This window comes from Akkermansia sp. N21169 (genome assembly GCF_029854675.1).
Lineage (GTDB): Bacteria > Verrucomicrobiota > Verrucomicrobiia > Verrucomicrobiales > Akkermansiaceae > Akkermansia.
The window spans coordinates 35,949-51,222 of sequence record NZ_JARWNC010000028.1; the positions used below are offsets into that span (position 1 = coordinate 35,949).

Annotated in this window: 12 protein-coding genes and 1 CRISPR repeat array (1 of these 13 running past the window's edge); of the genes, 6 read left to right on the plus strand and 6 right to left on the minus strand. The window is 51.3% G+C overall.

The features are described from left to right. Positions 1–593: a CRISPR direct-repeat array (repeat unit 32 nt; unit sequence GTCGCACCCTACGCGGGTGCGTGAATTGAAAC) (it extends 372 nt beyond the left edge of the window). Between the two features lie 316 nt (positions 594–909). Further along, positions 910–1,641, plus strand: a complete 732-nt coding sequence (locus QET40_RS02235; protein WP_280125543.1) for a hypothetical protein — start codon at positions 910–912, stop codon at positions 1,639–1,641. 195 nt (positions 1,642–1,836) lie between these two features. Here the strand turns inward: QET40_RS02235 and QET40_RS02240 are convergent, their stop codons facing one another. Beyond that, on the minus strand, positions 1,837–1,959 hold the full coding sequence (locus QET40_RS02240; protein WP_280125544.1) for a hypothetical protein: 123 nt from the start codon (positions 1,957–1,959) through the stop codon (positions 1,837–1,839). Between the two features lie 118 nt (positions 1,960–2,077). On the opposite strand from QET40_RS02240, the gene QET40_RS02245 reads away from it, so the two are divergent. Next, positions 2,078–2,452 (plus strand): lipocalin family protein, encoded by a 375-nt coding sequence (locus QET40_RS02245; protein ID WP_280125545.1) that lies wholly within the window; start codon positions 2,078–2,080, stop codon positions 2,450–2,452. Positions 2,453–2,519: 67 nt separating this feature from the next. Here the strand turns inward: QET40_RS02245 and QET40_RS02250 are convergent, their stop codons facing one another. The 3 genes from QET40_RS02250 to QET40_RS02260 form a co-directional block, all read right to left on the minus strand. Further along, positions 2,520–3,287: a 4Fe-4S binding protein gene (locus tag QET40_RS02250; protein ID WP_280125546.1), complete on the minus strand. Its 768-nt coding sequence runs from the start codon at positions 3,285–3,287 to the stop codon at positions 2,520–2,522. Between the two features lie 10 nt (positions 3,288–3,297). Further along, entirely contained in the window at positions 3,298–5,568 is a 2,271-nt protein-coding gene (locus tag QET40_RS02255; RefSeq protein ID WP_280125547.1) for a M3 family metallopeptidase, read from the minus strand. A 121-nt stretch (positions 5,569–5,689) separates the two neighbouring features. Continuing rightward, entirely contained in the window at positions 5,690–6,871 is a 1,182-nt protein-coding gene (locus QET40_RS02260; protein WP_280125548.1) for an iron-containing alcohol dehydrogenase, read from the minus strand. A gap of 331 nt (positions 6,872–7,202) precedes the next feature. Between QET40_RS02260 and QET40_RS02265 the strand changes: the two genes are divergently transcribed. Then, a complete protein-coding gene (locus QET40_RS02265; protein WP_280125549.1) occupies positions 7,203–8,399 on the plus strand; it encodes an acyltransferase in 1,197 nt (398 codons plus the stop codon). 46 nt (positions 8,400–8,445) lie between these two features. Here QET40_RS02265 and alr read toward each other — a convergent pair whose 3' ends face one another. Continuing rightward, positions 8,446–9,552: an alanine racemase gene (gene alr, locus QET40_RS02270; RefSeq protein WP_280125550.1), complete on the minus strand. Its 1,107-nt coding sequence runs from the start codon at positions 9,550–9,552 to the stop codon at positions 8,446–8,448. 233 nt (positions 9,553–9,785) lie between these two features. Between alr and QET40_RS02275 the strand changes: the two genes are divergently transcribed. Genes QET40_RS02275 through folD form a run of 3 tightly spaced genes read left to right on the plus strand, consistent with a single transcriptional unit; the run spans position 9,786 to position 14,281 of the window. Further along, on the plus strand, positions 9,786–12,710 hold the full coding sequence (locus QET40_RS02275) for an Amuc_1098 family type IV pilus outer membrane protein (RefSeq protein ID WP_280125551.1): 2,925 nt from the start codon (positions 9,786–9,788) through the stop codon (positions 12,708–12,710). 27 nt (positions 12,711–12,737) lie between these two features. Further along, positions 12,738–13,415 carry a lysophospholipid acyltransferase family protein gene (locus tag QET40_RS02280; RefSeq protein ID WP_280125552.1) on the plus strand — a complete coding sequence of 226 codons (678 nt, stop codon included), beginning with the start codon at positions 12,738–12,740 and terminating at the stop codon, positions 13,413–13,415. Next, entirely contained in the window at positions 13,406–14,281 is an 876-nt protein-coding gene (gene folD / locus QET40_RS02285; protein ID WP_280125553.1) for a bifunctional methylenetetrahydrofolate dehydrogenase/methenyltetrahydrofolate cyclohydrolase FolD, read from the plus strand. Before QET40_RS02280 ends, folD begins: the two co-directional genes overlap by 10 nt. Positions 14,282–14,405: 124 nt before the next feature. Here the strand turns inward: folD and proC are convergent, their stop codons facing one another. Continuing rightward, the gene (gene proC, locus QET40_RS02290) at positions 14,406–15,251 is read right to left on the minus strand and encodes a pyrroline-5-carboxylate reductase (protein ID WP_280125554.1); all 846 of its coding nucleotides are present in this window, start codon (positions 15,249–15,251) and stop codon (positions 14,406–14,408) included. Positions 15,252–15,274: the final 23 nt, after the last annotated feature.

Genomic DNA, 15,274 nt, shown 5'->3' on the forward strand with positions numbered 1-15,274 from the left:
CGCTTGAGAACTAACGCCGTTTTAGTAGTCGCACCCTACGCGGGTGCGTGAATTGAAACAAGCAACAGGACAATCCAACGGATCTTTGCACATTGTCGCACCCTACGCGGGTGCGTGAATTGAAACTTGTTGGGCTATCTCAGCGATGAAGACGCCGCGAGTCGCACCCTACGCGGGTGCGTGAATTGAAACTGCCGGCTGGGAGGTGAACCGGATGATGATGTTCCGTCGCACCCTACGCGGGTGCGTGAATTGAAACTTGACCTCCGGTATTCCAACATGAAGCCGACTCTGTCGCACCCTACGCGGGTGCGTGAATTGAAACTGAGCGACGAAGAAATCGAAGCGAATCGCATTGCGTCGCACCCTACGCGGGTGCGTGAATTGAAACGGTGTGGGGGCGTTGTTTACGGGGGTGAGGCGTGAGTCGCACCCTACGCGGGTGCGTGAATTGAAACCAATCCTGAACGGTCATCCCATTACCAGAACCGAACGTCGCACCCTACGCGGGTGCGTGAATTGAAACCAAGGCTCGCAAGGCACCTATGACCCCCTTGACGCGTCGCACCCTACGCGGGTGCGTGAATTGAAACAAGGAATTGTGAAGTCAAACTGATTACCGCATACAAGGATAAACGCGGCAAAAAGAAATAAAAGCCCGGTCAGGAACCGGACTCTACAATTGGGCATCACGGGCTTCCGCCCCAGATTACTGATGTTGGCTAAGGGGACTCGCGCCAGACCAGTTGCCGACCGGACATCCCTCTTAGCAGATTACACAAATAGATCAATATCAAATTACAGTCATGCAGATAACACCGTGTTGCCTCATGAGTCAGGACGCCGGAGAAAGAGGTTGAAAGAAGAAAAAACTGTTGGTTGCCTCAAAATATGAGGACGCTGGCAGGCATGAACGAACAGGCCTGTCCGACGAACCCCAGTCAGCCCTTAAAAATGAGCAAAGACAGCATCATCGAATACACCAGCCAGAAGAGACATCTCTACCAAACCCACTCCCACCGCGCTTACCGAACTCGCCTGTTGAACGAATTTTGTGAGACGACAGGTCTGGAACGTAAATACGCGCAAAAACTCCTCAGTGGGAAAAGAAGGGGAGACGGGAAAGGAAGAGGGAAAAATGCAGGACGCCCAACCAAGTACACGCCCCAAGTAGGCAAAATCATCAAGGAGATTTGGCAGGCAAGCGAACAATCATGTGGGAAACGGTTAAAACAAACCATCCCCTTGTACCTCAATTCGTACGAAAAACGCCATGGGGCTTTAATCGCTAACATGCAAGAGTTGCTGGGAAGTATAAGCGCTGCACAAATAGACCGCCTTCTCTCCAAATACAAAGTCCGCTTTCCCGAAAAGCGATGGTGGCTCAAGCGCCCCGGAACGGAAGTGATCCGAGAGCACATAGCAGTCAGGGCCGAACGCTGGAAAGTAGAAGAATGCGGTTGGCTGGAAGTAGATAGCGTAGCGCTGTGTGGAGGAGATATGTCAGGCACTTTCTTATGGATCTTGACGATAACGGATGTGTACAGTGGATGGACGGAGATAGTTCCCAGGTGGAACCGTTCCGCCAAAAGGGTACTGAGTCATTATGGTCCCCTCATGGAACGCACGCCCTTCCTATGAAAAGGAATAGATAGCGACAGCGGAGGAGAGTTCATCAGTTGGGAGAGCATCAAATGGCAACATATCAGGGAACATTTAGGCCATCCGATTGAGCTGACCAGATCCCATCCGTACCATAAAAACGACCAGTCCCGGGTTGAGCAAAAGAACTACACGCACGTGAGGCAATTCCTGGGCTATGAGCGGATGGAATACTCACAACTCGTCAAGCCCTTGAGAGAAGTCTGTCGTATCTGGTCTCAGTGGAACAACCTCTACCGAGTCCAGCTCAAACAAATAGAAATCCAACGAGAAGATAGTCGTCGTATCCGTAAACATGATCACGTGACAGCGTTAACGCCGGTGGATTGCAGGGATTTTACACTGATCACATTTGGCAATCACTAATCAAGCCTATTAGTGATCTGAACGTTTTACAGATGGTATATGTCTCTACATGAAGAACGATACAATTTCGATTATGTGGATGAAAACGATGATTCCGATGTTGGCCGCCGGTATACTGGCGGGTTGTGGTACCCATCCGGTTGCTCCTTTGGAAGGTGACTGGGTACAACCGGTACCCGGGCAGCCGAAAGCCCAGCAGGGTGTGCGTTTGGAGAAGGGGGGAAAAGCCTCTTCCCTGAATATGGCGACGCTTGTTTACGAAAGTTGGGAACTGGACGGCAATAATCTGAAACTGAAGGGAAAGAGTATTGGCAATAAGCAAACTATCCCCTTTGAGGAAACGGTTATTGTCAAGGAAGTGACTCCCGAGAATATGACTTGGACGGTTGACGGACAGGATTTCACGTTTACCCGTAAACCGTAAGGCTCGAGTCTTCTTGTTTTTGCCGTTGTTCGGCAATATGAAAAAGAGAGATTCTTTTTCGTTCCTTTTACAGGAACCATTCGGGCTCTCGCCGGACGCCTTGAAGCATGGCGGTGAGATCGGCTATTTTCTTTTGGAATGGCGGTGCTATGATACTTCGGCCTTCGGTGGGGCAGGCTTTGACACAAGCGTAACAATCAAGGCACCGGATGGGATCGGTTGCAATGTAATGGGCTTCCCGGGAGATGGCGTCGACGGGGCATGCTTCGGCACAGGCTCCGCATTCAATGCAGTTTTCGTTAGGTTGTGGAGCCACAGGCATGGGGTTCCATTCCCGGTATGGCCTGTTACCGGGTAGTAAGGGTACGGTGGAGGAACCGTTTTTTTGTTTTTCGCGGATGGCGGCAGAGAAGGATAGCAGGGCTCTGATGTCTTGTATATCCGGGCGGTTGGTCGCAATTTGTGGAGAGAAAGTGTGTTGCCCGATAAAGGCTCCTCCTGCGATGACGGTGAATCCAGACGCGGTGCAGAGATCGGACAGTTCAAGCAAGGCGTCTTCGTAAGCCCGGTTGCCGTAGGTGACAAGGCAACAGGCGTTGGCTCCGTTGCCTTGGAGGTAGGTTGTGAGGGATTCCGGCAGAGATGGCAAGCGACCTCCGTACACGGGAAAGCCGATCACGACGAGGTCTCCGGGCAGAAAGGAGTAGGCCTTCCTGCGGGCAACGGATGGATTGAGGCTGATTTCCGAGAAACGTTCGTCCAGATCCAGACAGATGGTACGGAGACAAAAGCGCGTTGTCCCGGTTGGGCTGAAGTGGATTGCGTAAGTAGCCATGTGATGGATGCTATTCCCTGGGAGGGAGGTTGTTTCGCAGGAGCGTGAGGGCGGGGTTTTGTTGTTCCTCATCAATGATGCCGTATTTGCGGAGCATGGCATCCGGATTCGGATCTCGGCCCATGAAATTTTTGAAGAGGACAGAGGGAGGAGATGAGTAACCTTTTTCCAGAATGTTTGTTCGGAATGATTGGGCCGTAGCTTGATTGAAAATACCGTCGTGCTTGAATTTGGAGAAAGCGTCGGCTTCCAGAATTTCCGCCCATTTGTAGGAGAAGTAGAAGGAGGCGTAGCCGACTGGGTTTGAGAAGAGGTGGTGACTTCCGCGGACGACGCTCGGGAGGGCTACATCCTTGTAATAAAGAATATCGTTGAGAACGGCTTTGTCGAGCTTATCCAGAGGGGTTTTCCGGAGAAGGTCGGGATTGAGGTGGAGTGCCAGGTCCATTTTCCCTAACATGAGCTGGCGCATGAAGTTGAGGGCGGCATGGTACTTTCGGACGTTTTGCATGGACAGGAGGAGCTTGTCCGGGATGGGCTGGCCGGTTTTATAGTGTTTGGCCATGTCTTTGAGGAGATCGGGTTCCCAGAACCAATTTTCCATGAGCTGAGACGGGAGTTCGACGAAGTCCCGGGGGACGGCTGTTCCTGCCAACGCACTGGTTTCTACTTTGGAGAAGAGGAGGTGAAGCATGTGCCCGAATTCGTGGAAAAGAGTCTTTGCGTTGGCCGGGGTCAGCAAAGCCGGATTGCCTCCCACCGGGCCTCGGACATTGGCGCCGATCAATCCCAAGTGAGGATGTCCGGGCGAATCGGACGTTGTGGGGCGAGCAAGGGAAATTGTACCCATCCAGGCGCCGTTACGCTTGCTGAGACGCGGATAGATGTCCAGATAGAAAGAGCCGATGTGTTCGTTGGATTTTTCATCGGCTACATCGAAGAAGCGGACTTGAGGGTGCCAGACTTCGATGGAGCCCGGCGTTGGAGCCGCTCCGGAACCTGGTTCGATATATTCTGTGGGGCGTTCGGTGATTGTGATGCCATAGAGCCTGTTGGCGATGGAGAAAAGGCCGTTGAGGACGGCATCTGCCGGCAGATAGGGAGTGACGGATTCTTCGGAATAGTGGAAGAGTTCTTCCTTTTGCCTGGCGCTCCAATAGGCGGTGTCCCATGGATGCAGGATGGCATTGTTGTTGCCTGTTTTGGCTGCCTTGTAGGCGCGGAGGTTTTCCAAATCCGTGAAGTAATGGGGTTTTGCTTTGTCGATGAGATCGTTGACGAAGTCGAGTCCGGCTTTACTGCTGCCGGTCATGCTGTCCTTGAGGATAAAATCGGAGAAGGAGTCATAACCCATGAGCTTCGCTTTTTCTTCGCGGAGTTTCAGAATTTTTTTGATCAGGGGTTCCGTATTGAACTTGCCTGTGTAGGCCGTGGCTATTTTTTCCCAAAGATTGCGGCGGAATTCTTCGTTTTCCGCCTTGACCATGAGGTTGGCCGAGGTGATGTTGTCCCAAGTGAACTGCCAGCCTTTCCGGGGGGCATTGGGATGGTGTTGGGCATAGCGTTTTTCAGCACGGACGAGTGTGTCGTGGTCAATCCCCTTCAGTTCATTTTCCCGTGTGGTCGTGAAGTTCCAGGCGGCATGGCTGTCCAGCAGAATGTTGCCGAATTGCCGAGTGGTTTCGGACAGTTCGCGATCAATGTCCTCAAGGCGTTTTTGGATTTCCTCCGGCATGTCGGCTCCGCCATCACGGAAGTTTTTGAGGGTGACGTTGATGAAGCGTATTTGTTCGGGAGTGAGATTGGCTTTTTGAAGGTGTTCGGAGGCTGTTTTCAAGGCATTCCAGAGACGTTTGTCCTTGTTGATGGCGGAGGAGAAGACGGCTAGCTCCGGCATGATTTTAGCGGTAGCCTCGCGGATGGCGTCGCTGTCGCAGACATTGGTGAGATGGCTAACTTTTGTTTCTGCCTCGTCGATGAAGGCAATGGCGGCATCATAGGCGCCGAAGGTGTTGGCGTAGGTCATGTTTTCGACAGGTACCCGGCCGATAGCATCAAGTCTGCTACGAGTGATACGGATGGCTTCTTCCATATCGGGGACGATTTTGTCCGGGGTCAGCTTGCTCCACGCAACAGGGAAGGAGGATTCGAGAAAGGGGTGTACTTCTCGCGTGGCAGGTGCCGGAGCATCCGGAGAAGAAGAGGCAGGATCTAAAGCATGAAGAGGGCAAAGCGTAAGAAGAAGAGCGGCGGTAACGGTAAATGGGAAACGAAATTTCATGACGGATTGGCAGGATGCTGAGAACGGAAAAAGGCGTTCTTGACGGGAACGCCTGACGATTCCTTATATTATAACTTACGGATGATTCCGTGCCGTTCTTTCAATTATTTATTGTTCATTTTCAAATCGTTTGCATGGAGGCGATCTTGTAGATGTTTTGAACGTCTTTTACGTCCAGTTTCATTAACCCTCCGATGGGACCGCGCACATTGATGGCATTGTTTGCCATGACCGGGAAGTCCTCGGGAGAAATGCCTAGCTCCTGCATGGTGGTCGGCTGTCCCAGATTACGGAAGAAGGCCTGCAGGCGGTTAATTCCTTCCCGGATGATGGAATCCTGGTCGCGATAGGATCCTTCGACATTCATGACATTGACGGCAAATTGAACGAACATGCCTGGATTGGCCCGGTAGACGTAATGCATCCATGCCGGAGTGACGACGGCAAGTCCGGCGCCGTGCGGGATGTCGTAGAGGGCACTCAATTCATGTTCCATGGCGTGGCAGGCCCAATCCTGTTCACGTCCTATGCCCAGAAGGTTATTGTGGGCGATAGTGCCGGAGAAGGCTATTTCAGCCCATGCGTCGTAGTCATGGAGGTTGGTGTTGAGGATGCAGGCATTCTTCATGATTGTCCTCAGGGTGGCTTCGCAGAGACTGTCCGAGAGGTCGGTGTGGGTTGTGTTGGTAAAGTAGCGTTCGAAGATGTGGCTCATCATGTCGCAGACTCCATTGGCCATCTGGTTGTGAGGCAGGGTAAAGAAGAGTTCCGGATCAACGATGCTGAAGACGGGGCGAAGGGCAGGGTGGCTGTGGCCTAGTTTTCTTTTGGTTTCGTCATTGGAGATGACGGTATTTGGGCTGCTTTCGCTTCCGGCGGCAGGGATAGTCAGGACGGTGGCGATAGGGAGAGGCGTGTATGATGAGGAATCTTTGCCCATGAAGAGATCCCATACGTCTTCGGTTGCGGGAACTCCCAAGGCAATGGCTTTGGCTGAATCAATGACGCTGCCCCCTCCGACGGCGAGGATGAAGCCGATATCATGGGTTCGGCATAGGTCGATACCCTGACGAACGAGGGCGATGGAGGGATTGGGCTTGACTCCCCCAAGTTCGACATAATCGATGCCGGCTTGCCGGAGCGATTGCGTGATGGTGTCGTAAAGTCCTGAGCGTTTGATGCTACCTCCTCCGTAGTGCAGTAGGATTTTTGTGGAATGAGGCTCGACTTCGGAGGCGATGTCGAACCGTGTTCCTCTCCCGAAAATAAGCCGGGTTTTGTTGTCGTAGACGAAATTGAGCATGTCCTACTCTAAGGCGATTTCTCTGTCTTCGCAAGAGAGAGACGATAAATGTTTGTATATTATTAACAAATAGGTATTTATGTATTTTTTTTTCGAATAGGTGGAAGAGGCAGACTGCCAGGAAACATGGGGATGGAAGAGTGACCCTCTGTAAAACGCTTTACGAAACCGCTGTCAAGAGACTCCAAAAAATCACCAATTAATTGATAAACAATTTACTCTCTATTTACCCGTTCAAAAGAACGAGAGTAAATATATACACATAATTAATTTATTATAAGTGAAGTGAGCGTTTTTCAGGCGGTTTCGTAATCCGCTATAATTCTCACCTATGCATGAACGGAACGATAGGAACTACGGTATTGATGCCCTTAGGATTCTTTCTATGATGATGGTGGTAGTGCTTCATGTATTAGGGAAGGGAGGTGTCTTGGAATCATCCTCTGGGATGTCTCTGCATATAGCGTGGTTAGTTGAGATTGGTGTTTATTGCGCTGTCGATTGCTATGCTTTGATTACCGGTTATGTTTGCTATGGGAGACGGCAGCACTATGCCCGTTTTTTTGATCTGTGGTTTCAGGTCGTATTCTATTGTGTTCTGATTACTACTGTGTTTGCGTATTTTCTTCCGGGTAGTGTCGGTATGAAGGAGGTGATCAAAGCTGTTATGCCTGTGACCAGGGGACAATATTGGTATTTTACTGCATATGCCGTTTTGTTTGTTTTCATTCCGTATTTGAATCGTTTTCTGGAAATGATTCCCCGGAAAACACTGGTGGCACTGATTATGCTAATTATTTTAACCGAGTCGCTTGTTCCTACTTTAACCCATTCAGTATCATATTTTAATCAGGGGGGATACGGCGTTCTATGGCTTGCTTGTCTGTATGTCATCGGTGCTTCCATTAAAATATTGTCCATTGAGCATCGGGTGAACCGTAAATATATGCTGTCCGGTTATACGTTCTGCATTCTGCTGGCCTGGACCAGCTATTTGTCCATTGGGTGGATTACAGAAACAGTGCTTGGAAAAATCAAGGGAGCTCAAGCGTTTGTCTCCTATCCGTCACCTTTGATTCTTTTTCCCGCAATTTTTCTGTTTCTCTTCTTCCTTCGTTTGAAACTTGGCGATTTCTCTCGGAAGTGTGTATGTTTTTTTGCCCCTCTGTCGTTCTCAGTCTATTTAATTCATACCCACCCCCTCGTGTTTAACCATATTATCGGTGGGAATTTCTCGTTTCTTGGGAGGGAGCCATGGTATGTGCTCGTTGGAGGCGTATTGGCCTCAACTTTTGGAATTTACCTGATATGCACATTGGTGGATTTTTTGAGGAAGAATCTATTTCAATTGTGCAAGATCGATTGTTTATCCCGGCAGATGGATCAAATCATTGTCGGCAGGTGGATAAACCGTGTTTTTGAGAAGGTTTGCTGTTGGATTGTTCCTGAAAGGTCTGCCGGCATGAACGATGATTTGTTGCGCTTGTCCAAAGTTCCGGATAAAAATAATGAAAAGCCATCCTCTTGACGTTAATCGTCAGGGACGGCTTTTCATTTCTTGTTGGGGCGGACTGTTATTCCGAATAAAAACGAGGAATGCGCGGTCCGATAGCAGTAAGTATTTCCCATGGGATGGTTTCGGCCATGCGGGCAATTTCCGGGATAGTGACGTGCTCTCCCATGATTTCAACTGCGTCTCCCGGTTGTGCGTCGGATACCTGACTGACGTCGATCATGATCTGGTCCATCGTAATCCGGCCTAGAACAGGACAGAAAACGCCGTTGTAATAGACCCGGATCCCTTTCTTGTGGAGGATACGCATATAGCCGTCGGCATACCCGATGCCAACGGTAGCGACGCGTGTGGGGGATTTCGTCGTAAATTCCTGACCGTAAGAGATGCCGTGGTTTTCCGGTAATGTGCGCACAAGTGTCAGGCGCGATTTGAGGACGAGGGCCGGTTTGAGTTCGCGACCAAGGGGTGTATCGACGGGCGAATATCCATACAGGATGATTCCTGGGCGTACCAGATTGGCCGATGGAACCTTGTAGTCGAGTATGCCGGCACTGCTGCACAGGTGTCGGTAAGGGAGGGGACAGTGGGCCGATATAGCCTGGACGGCTTTTTCGAACAGGCATATGTTGCGTTCAGTGGTTGCCCTGTTTTCGTCCGCGCAGGGAAGGTGGGCGCCAATACCTTCGATATAGAGGTTATGCCAGGTGGGGATACGGTCTATGAGGGTAGGTATTTGATCGGCCAGCAGACCACCGCGACCCATGCCGACATCTACGGAAATGTGGATAGGCAGGGTTTTGCCGTAGAGACGGGCAAGGGCGTTGTAATGGTCTCCTTCCTCCAGTGTGGACATGAAGCAGCGCCAGTTGTTCAGGACGATTTCCTCCCGTTCTTCCGGAAAAGCAGGACCGAGGATGTAAGGTTTTGTCCGGCAACCACTTTGGCTGATGCGTCGTGCTTCCCCTACATTGGCGACACCAAAGAACACGATACCCTCGCGGTCCAGACACCGGGCGACAGGCTCGAGGCCGTGTCCGTAGGCACCTGCCTTGACGACGGGCATGATGTGTGCTCCCCCGGCAGAACGCCGGATGACGTGGAGATTGTGTTTGAGTGCGCCAAGGTCAACTTCGGCCCAGGCTCGGGGAGGACTGGTGTGGGGCATGCGGATCAAATTACGCCCGTTAGACGTTGGAGAAAAGCGTAATCTCCACCCCGTTTTAAATGACTGTTACTGTTCTTAAAAACTCTCTACGGGCGAGGATTGGTTCTTCTCTGAGGTCTTACCGGTGCAGCTGGTTCAGTCTCCGTATTCCGATGAAAAAACGTTTTTTTGGTCCAACTCGAGTTTTTGAGGTGACGAACGGGGGGAAAATGAGTAGAGTTCCCAAGACTGCCATGATTCGTCTCTTTCCACGTCACAAATATGTGTTCGGTATGGTTGCTGCTGTTCTCTCGATAGCGGCGGCTGAGGTTCCTCCTGCCCAGGCGACTCCGTCGGGGACCGTTTCTTTGGAGGAAATCGTCTCCCGTGGAGATGCCGCCTATATGGATAACAAGATGGAAGCTGCCGTAAATGCTTATGCGGAAGCTTTCGGACAGCTGGACCGGGCTGATGCCAAATATGCCGACCTGATTAAGGAACGGTATGCCCGCAGTTTGGCGCAAAGAGCCCAGGAACTTCAAGCTGCCGGTAATGAAAAGGCTGCCAGCGAGATTTTACACCGGGCTATTTCCATTGCTCCGGACGATAGCCATGTGAAAGCTGTTGCCTCCAGATTTCAGCCGTCGCAACAACCTATCGTCTTGTCCGCATCGGCCGGAGATGTAGGGAGGGTTGCTCCTTCCTCGGCTGTGGTTGCTGCCGATATCAGTACCCGTACGATTGCTCGTCTCGACGAGAAAATGAATACGGCTATGGGACACCTGAACAAAGGCCGTTCCCTTTACGCGGACAAGCAGTACGAAGCGGCTTTGAAGGAATATCAAACCGCTTTGGATATCATGCCGGATTCTCCGGCTACGGCGGAACGACGCCAGTTTATCCTTCTTAGCATTGGCGATGCCAGCGTAGCCGTTGCGCAGGAGTTGGCCAAGGTTGGCAGATATGACGAGGCTCGCGGATTGTTGGAGAAAGCCTTGAAGCAATCTCCGTCCAACAAACTGGCCAGAAGAACTCTGGAATATTTGAACGATCCCGAAAGGACGAACCCTGCCAAGACTCCCCAGTACGTCAAGGATGTCACGGAAGTGCAGCGGTTGCTGAATCTTGCTTACGGTCATTTCGATCTGGGCGAGTTTGACGATGCGAAGAAGAATTTCCAGGATGTCCTCCGGTTGGATCCTTATAATACAGCCGCTCGTCGTGGGATGGAAGCCGTCTCCGGGAAGATATCGGAATATGCCCGTTCCGCCTATGATCAGACGCGTGCAAGTGCTTTGGCCGATGTCAGTGCTGCCTGGGAAAAGAGCGTTCCTGAGGAAGTACCCACAGGTGTGGGAGAATCTACGGAACCTCTCGATTCTCCGTTCCGCAGTATCGACAGTAAATTGTCTTCAATCATTATTCCGAGGCTGAATTTGGAGGATGTCGATATCATGGAAGCGCTGGATGTTCTCCGCAACCAGGCGATTCAACAGGATAAGGCGCCTGATGTCCAATCTGCCCGCGGTGTGAATATTACCGTCGATTTTGGCGACCCCGATAGTCCGGAAGCCCAGAAGATTCTCTCCAAGAAGTTCAATCTCAAGATGAATAACGTCCCCCTCAAGGACGCTCTTGCCTACTTGGGGACGGTGACGGGAACAACTTACCGGACAAATGCTTATACCGTGGAGATTATTTCCGCTTCGAGTGATTCCGGTACCATGTTGTCACGCGTTATTCCGGTACCTCCCGGCTTCTTTTCCGCTTCTAGTGAAGGAGGTTCCGATGCTTCTTCCGATCCGTTTGCAACGGATTCCTCCTCTTCTGGGAGCATTGTCCTGAAGCGTGTGGATCCCAAGGAATCTCTCAAGCAGATGGGAGTGTCCTTCCCGGAAGGTGCGACCGTTCGTTATAATTCGGACAATTCAACGCTTTTTGTTCGCAATACGCAGAAGAATATCCATTTGATCGAGGATATTATTTCCACGAAGGCCGCCCAGCAGCCTATTCAGGTGATTGTGAAGGCAACGATTATCGAAGTGAACCAGAAGGATTTGTCCGAGTTAGGGTTCGACTGGATCATTAATGCCGATCTTGACGCCGACAAAATTTTTGGGGGAGGCGGACAGAGTTCCACCAATACAAGCTATAACAACCAGTCGATTTTCAAAAGTCTGGCGACTGTTACCGATGCTGCCGTACCTAATGCGAGCGTGACGGCGGGGCTTCGTTCCATCAATCAGGTTATTTCGACAGATTCGATTGATTCTCTGATCGCAAACGGTTCTCAGACGTCGCGCGGTTCCATGTATACTCCTGGACGAGCTCCCAGTATCCTGACGGTTCGCGGGGTTTGGAATAGTGCCCAGCTGGCGTTTGTCATGCGTGGTCTGGATCAGAAAAAAGGCGTTGATGTTCTGCAGCAGCCCCAAGTGATTGTTCGTCCCGGTGAAAGCGCCGAATTTTATTCCGGCAAGGAAATGCTGTATCCCTCTGCCTATGAACCCCCGCAGATTCCCAATAGTTCCGGCGGCAATAACAGTAACGGAGGAACTTCCAATATGATGGTGACTCCGGCTACGCCGACGGAATTTGCTTCTCGTCGTACGGGGACAAGCTTCAACGTGCAAATCACGGGGATCAGTGAAGACAAGAGTGTCGTCGATATGACCGTGACGCCTAACATGGTCGATTTCGAAGGGTTTATCAATTATGGTTCGCCCATTATGATGCCTATGGTTGGTTACAACAAAACGGCCGCTTCCGCCCTAACCGATACAGCAGTGGGAGAAGAGGGGTTTGTGACGACGGTAGAGTTGTCCAAAAACGCTATTTTACAGCCAATTTTCAATACGCGCGGCTTAACTGTTCCCGTGAGTGTAACGTCAGGCAGTACAGTGGTTCTTGGTGGTTTGCAAAAGGCATCGACTGTCGAATTTGAAGATAAGGTGCCCATGCTGGGCGACATTCCCCTTGTTGGGCGTCTGTTCCGTTCTTCCGGTAAGCAGGTGGAACGCAAAGTGTTGATGATCATGGTTAAGGCTGAAGTCGTCGATCCGGGAGGCAAGGAGACGATCGTTTCCCATAACAGGTCTTCCTCCAGTCACGAAGAATCCCAACCTAATATGTCACCCCAGACCGAAGACTCTGCGGAAGGCGAAATGCCGCAACCGTAGGATGCTCTGCCGGGTCTCGCATAGAACATGAGTATTGAGAAAAGGGATAAGTGGTGGGCTCCTGTGGCGGGGTTTGGTGTTTGGCTCTTAATGCAGCTGATAGGCCGGACTCTGCAAGTGCGTACGGTTCGGGAGGAAGGCGACAAGGAATATGATTGTCCTTCCATTTATTCCATCTGGCACAATCGTAATTTCGTTTGTTTCTATGTTTGGTCGTTGACTGGTTTCAGGAGAAAGATTTTTGCCTTTACCAGTGCCAGCAAAGACGGTGCCGTTATCGGCTGGATTGCCCGGTTCTTCGGGATGGGGAATGTAAGGGGGTCCAGCCACAGGCGCGGCGCCATGGCTCTTTTGGAGACTCTTTCGATTCTGAAGGATGAGGGGCACTGTATTGCCATTACCCCGGATGGTCCCAAAGGGCCTCTTTATAAAGTGCATCCGGGAGTCGTTATGATGGCTTCGAAAACAGGCGTTCCGATCATTCCATTGTGCGTAGAGTACGAAAATTGCTGGCGCATCGGCGGTGCGTGGGACAAATATTGTGTTCCGAAGCCTTTTTCGCGTGTAACTATTTTATGGAGGAGCAAGTTTTTCGTACCTCCTTCTTTGAATCATCAGGAACTCAATGAATACGTAATCCGCCTGGAAGCCCTTATGGCTTGCGGGCTGCCAGATCTGCAACCTATATCACCACCATGCAAATAATCGATGGAAAACAAGTAGCCGCGGACGTCCTCGCGGAAGTTCAACAGGACATCGAAGAACTGAAAGCAGCCGGAGTTGTTCCCGGCCTGGCTGTCGTTCTTGTCGGGGAAGATCCAGCTTCCAAAGTTTATGTGGGATCCAAAGTTCGCAAGTGTGCGGAACTGGGGATGCTTTCCCGCAAAATAGCTCTGCCGGCCGAAACGACCCAGGAGGAATTACTGGGGGTGATTGCCGAGCTGAATGCCGATCCTGCGATTCACGGTATTCTTGTCCAGAGTCCGCCGCCGCGCCACATTGATGAAAGTGCCGTTGTGCTTGCGATCGATTCCCGCAAGGATGTAGACGGGTTTCATCCTGAAAACGTTGCCAAACTGGTGATGGAGGATCCGACCGGGTTTGTTCCCTGTACTCCTTTGGGATGTATGCGCCTGCTTAAGGCGTACGGCGTGGAAACGTCCGGAGCCCATGCCGTGGTTGTTGGGCGCAGCATGATTGTCGGCAAGCCTATGGCTCATTTGCTCATGTCTAAAGAAGCCAATGCCACCGTGACTGTTGCCCATTCCCGTACCAGAGATCTGGCGGGACTTTGCAGGACGGCTGACATTATTGTGGCTGCTGTGGGGCGTCCGAACATGATTGGCGAAGAGTTTGTCAAAGAAGGCGCTGTTGTCATCGATGTGGGAATCAACCGTGTTGATGATCCTTCCAAGGAACGGGGATACCGCATTGTCGGCGATGTCGATTTCGACAAAGTTGCTCCCAAATGCCGAGCTATTACACCCGTTCCCGGAGGTGTAGGGCCGATGACTATTGCCATGCTGATGGCCAATACGGTCAAGGCCTGCCGTCAATTGACCGGTAAGTAAAAAAAGAGCTTCTCCTCTGGAGAGCGTACTGGAGAACAGGGAAGATTCTAAACATCCGTTTCCTCGCTTAAAATGGCAGGAAACGGATGTCATTTTTTTGAAAGTAGGGAAATAAAGAAGAAAATTATGAGCGGGATTCTCCGGATGACGGTTTAGTTTGTCCCAATTTGGCGGATTTATCCGCAGCGGTTTTGACGGCCTGGATCAGGGCATGCCGCAGGCCGTATTGATCCAGTGCGTTCAGTGCCGCAATCGTTGTACCGCCGGGTGAAGTCACGTCATCGCGTAATGCCATGGGATGGCGGCCGCTTTGGATAACGAGTTCTGCGGAACCTTTCATTGTTTCCGCTGCGAGCTGCAGGGCAAGCGGGCGAGCCAGACCGAGAGCAACGCCGGCTTCAGACAGGGCATCCATGATAACGTACATGTAGGCCGGTCCGCATCCGGAGATAGCGGAAACGGCATCAATCTGTTTCTCCGGCACGCGGACAATGGTACCGGAATGGGAAAGCAAGTTGCAAACGGTGTCAAGATCCTGGGCCGGGGTATGTTCTTTGGCGGATACGGCGGATATTCCGCATCCGATCAGAGATGGCGTATTGGGCATGACCCGGATGATTCTTGTGAGTCCCGAGCAGGCTTCTTCCATCTGTGAGATGGTTATTCCCGCCGCAACGGAAACGATTAACGGGTTAACGGGGTGTGTCTTGTCCCTTCTGTGCCAGGCGTTCGAGAGGAAATCACAGAGTCCCTGAGGCTTGATTGCCAGCAGGATGATATCTGCTTCATTGATGATGTCAGAGGGAGACGGGCAGACTTTCATTGCCGGGAAGTCTGCGAGGAGAGGTTGGAGATGTTCGGGCGTCCTGTTATAGAGAAGTACATCTTCTGGGGAAAGGCCGGGAGAGAGCAGAGCCCCCCGAAGCAGTGCTGACCCCATTTTGCCGGTGCCGATCAGGCCAAGTTTCATGATATTGGAAGGAATTGAGTGAA

Excerpts from the sequence above, each read along its gene's own strand:
- QET40_RS02240 (WP_280125544.1), bottom strand. The coding sequence starts at position 1,959 with ATGTTTACGGATACGACGACTATCTTCTCGTTGGATTTCTATTTGTTT.
- QET40_RS02275 (WP_280125551.1), top strand. The coding sequence starts at position 9,786 with ATGATTCGTCTCTTTCCACGTCACAAATATGTGTTCGGTATGGTTGCT.
- alr (WP_280125550.1), bottom strand. The coding sequence starts at position 9,552 with ATGCCCCACACCAGTCCTCCCCGAGCCTGGGCCGAAGTTGACCTTGGC.
- QET40_RS02245 (WP_280125545.1), top strand. The coding sequence starts at position 2,078 with ATGAAGAACGATACAATTTCGATTATGTGGATGAAAACGATGATTCCG.
- QET40_RS02235 (WP_280125543.1), top strand. The coding sequence starts at position 910 with ATGAACGAACAGGCCTGTCCGACGAACCCCAGTCAGCCCTTAAAAATG.
- QET40_RS02265 (WP_280125549.1), top strand. The coding sequence starts at position 7,203 with ATGCATGAACGGAACGATAGGAACTACGGTATTGATGCCCTTAGGATT.
- QET40_RS02280 (WP_280125552.1), top strand. The coding sequence starts at position 12,738 with ATGAGTATTGAGAAAAGGGATAAGTGGTGGGCTCCTGTGGCGGGGTTT.
- QET40_RS02260 (WP_280125548.1), bottom strand. The coding sequence starts at position 6,871 with ATGCTCAATTTCGTCTACGACAACAAAACCCGGCTTATTTTCGGGAGA.
- QET40_RS02250 (WP_280125546.1), bottom strand. The coding sequence starts at position 3,287 with ATGGCTACTTACGCAATCCACTTCAGCCCAACCGGGACAACGCGCTTT.
- QET40_RS02255 (WP_280125547.1), bottom strand. The coding sequence starts at position 5,568 with ATGAAATTTCGTTTCCCATTTACCGTTACCGCCGCTCTTCTTCTTACG.
- proC (WP_280125554.1), bottom strand. The coding sequence starts at position 15,251 with ATGAAACTTGGCCTGATCGGCACCGGCAAAATGGGGTCAGCACTGCTT.
- folD (WP_280125553.1), top strand. The coding sequence starts at position 13,406 with ATGCAAATAATCGATGGAAAACAAGTAGCCGCGGACGTCCTCGCGGAA.